This is a genomic window from Pseudarthrobacter sp. NKDBFgelt (assembly GCF_046097905.1).
Classification (GTDB): domain Bacteria; phylum Actinomycetota; class Actinomycetes; order Actinomycetales; family Micrococcaceae; genus Arthrobacter; species Arthrobacter polychromogenes.
Map to the genome: position 1 here is coordinate 1 of NZ_JBJURL010000163.1, position 1880 is coordinate 1880.

Here is a 1880-nt window from a genome sequence, read left to right on the forward strand (position 1 = left end):
CAAACCGGTCCTTGACCTGCTGTTCGGTCATTCCCAGAATAGCCCCGTTCAGGAAGACATTGTCCCGGCCGGAAAGGGTACCCTGGCCGCGGCGGCAGCCCTGGCCGGAAGCGGGCGGGGCAGGCCCCGCAAGCGGCTGCTCAGCCTGTCCTCCGGTGTCACGTGCCGCGGCGCGAAGGCCTCCGCCGGTGACGGAGGGAATATGCCCGGACCTGCGCCCGAAGGGCTGAGGGACACCGCCATGATGCTCGAACTGGTGGCCGCCATGCTGGACGCCGGATCGGGCATCGGCCGTTCACTCGAACTGGTGGCCGCCTCGGCTTCTGACAGGTACAGCGGCGCACTTCGGCCGGTTGTGGCGGCACTGGCAATCGGGGCCGACTGGGAAACCGCTTGGCGCAGCAGCGCGGTCCGACTCCCCGAGGTCCTGGAACTACGCGACGCCCTGGGGTTCGCGGCACTGACAGGTGCTCCGTCGTCAGCGATTCTCTACGCGCAGGCGGCACGGCTCCGCCGGGAGAGGTTCCGTGCAGCCGAGAAGCGCGCGGCATCACTGGGCGTGAAGCTGGTGGTTCCGCTGGGCCTCTGCTCCCTTCCGGCCTTTATCTGCCTGGGCGTGGTTCCTGTGCTGCTTGCGCTGGTGCCTTCCGGGTCCTAGGCGTCCGTGTCTTCTCCTCCACAAGGGGAAACCGCTGAGCTTTTCCACTTACGAACCCGCGGGGCTTACCGCGCCAGGCAAGGCCCGGAAGAGTCAAGACAGCCGGCAACACTACCGGCCCAAAGGAAGGAAACACCACATGTCCACTCATTACCGCCGCCGCTACGCTGGCGGAGCCACGGCGCCCGCCGCTGCCCGTGCCGCCTCCCGGGAACACCGCAGCACCGGCCGCCACGGCCTCCACGCCGGGGGAAACAGCCCGCTGCCTGCGAACGCCGTGGAACTGTATCCGGGTGCAGGCGCGCCGCGGACCAGCAAGGGCCGGGTCCGGCTCCTCGGATCAGAAGCAGGGATGGCAACCGCCGAATACGCCATAGCCACCCTCGCCGCCGTGGGCTTTGCGGGGCTCCTGGTCTTCATCCTCCGCAGCGAGGAGGTCCGTGGCTTCCTGCTCACCCTGATCCGCACCGCGCTGGCCTTGCCATGACACGGGCACCGGCCGTGCTCCCGGCCACGGGGTCGTCCGGTACAGCTCCGACCGCCACAGGTCAGTCAGTCACGGGTCCGTCTGTAGCCACGCAGTCTGCCACCGGGCGTACCGGAGGATGGGATCGACGGGCCTGCAGTCCCTTCGGAGGCCCCACGGCTCAGGGCTCGCGCGGCGCGGTGACGGCGGAGTTTGCCGTCACCCTGCCCGCGGTCCTGCTGCTGCTGGCCATGCTGCTGGCAGGGGCCTCCGCCGGGGTCACCCAGCTGCGGCTGGAGGAGGGAGCGCGTGCCGGCGCCCGCGCACTTGCCCGTGGTGACGACTCCGCCGCTGTGGAAAGGATCGTCCGGACGCTGGCCGGCGGGTCGGCGTCCGCGGCGGTATCGGCCGACGGCGAGTGGCTGCATGTCACTGTGACAGACCGCGTGGGCGGTCCCCTCGGCGCATCCATCCCGTGGCACCTGACTGCGCGGGCCTCCACCCGGAGCGAGACGGCGGGATGACACGCTCCCATGTACCTGGAATGGGGCGCGGGCTCCGGGCGAGCCTGGCCAGGCGTCGCGGTGCAGGCCGGAACGGGAGTGCAGTTGGCACCAACCGGGAACGCGGCTCGGGGACGGTGCTGGCGGCCGGCCTTGCCCTGGTGGTGATGACGGCCATGGCTCTGATGCTGTTGCTGGCGCAGTCGGCCGTCCTGGCCAGCAGGGCGGCATCCGCTGCCGACCTTGCGGCACT

The 1880-nt window shown here is 70.3% G+C and carries 3 protein-coding genes and 2 pseudogenes; 4 read left to right on the top strand and 1 reads right to left on the bottom strand.

The window, feature by feature from the left end; all coding sequences use genetic code 11:
• Positions 1–76 (bottom strand): annotated as a pseudogene (locus ACKAE7_RS20850) (ABC transporter ATP-binding protein); the annotation flags it as partial.
• Between ACKAE7_RS20850 and ACKAE7_RS20855 the strand changes: the two are divergent.
• The 4 genes and pseudogenes from ACKAE7_RS20855 to ACKAE7_RS20870 all read left to right on the top strand — a co-directional run.
• A complete protein-coding gene (locus ACKAE7_RS20855) occupies positions 59–658 on the top strand; it encodes a type II secretion system F family protein (RefSeq protein ID WP_408980205.1) in 600 nt (199 codons plus the stop codon). The pseudogene ACKAE7_RS20850 and the gene ACKAE7_RS20855 overlap by 18 nt on opposite strands.
• 139 nt (positions 659–797) lie before the next feature.
• Positions 798–1145, top strand: coding sequence for a DUF4244 domain-containing protein (locus tag ACKAE7_RS20860; protein WP_408980204.1), 348 nt, complete (start codon positions 798–800; stop codon positions 1143–1145).
• A 179-nt stretch (positions 1146–1324) separates the two neighbouring features.
• Positions 1325–1648, top strand: coding sequence for a TadE family type IV pilus minor pilin (locus ACKAE7_RS20865; protein WP_229675154.1), 324 nt, complete (start codon positions 1325–1327; stop codon positions 1646–1648).
• Positions 1645–1880: pseudogene (locus ACKAE7_RS20870) on the top strand (hypothetical protein); the annotation flags it as partial. The gene ACKAE7_RS20865 and the pseudogene ACKAE7_RS20870, both read left to right, overlap by 4 nt.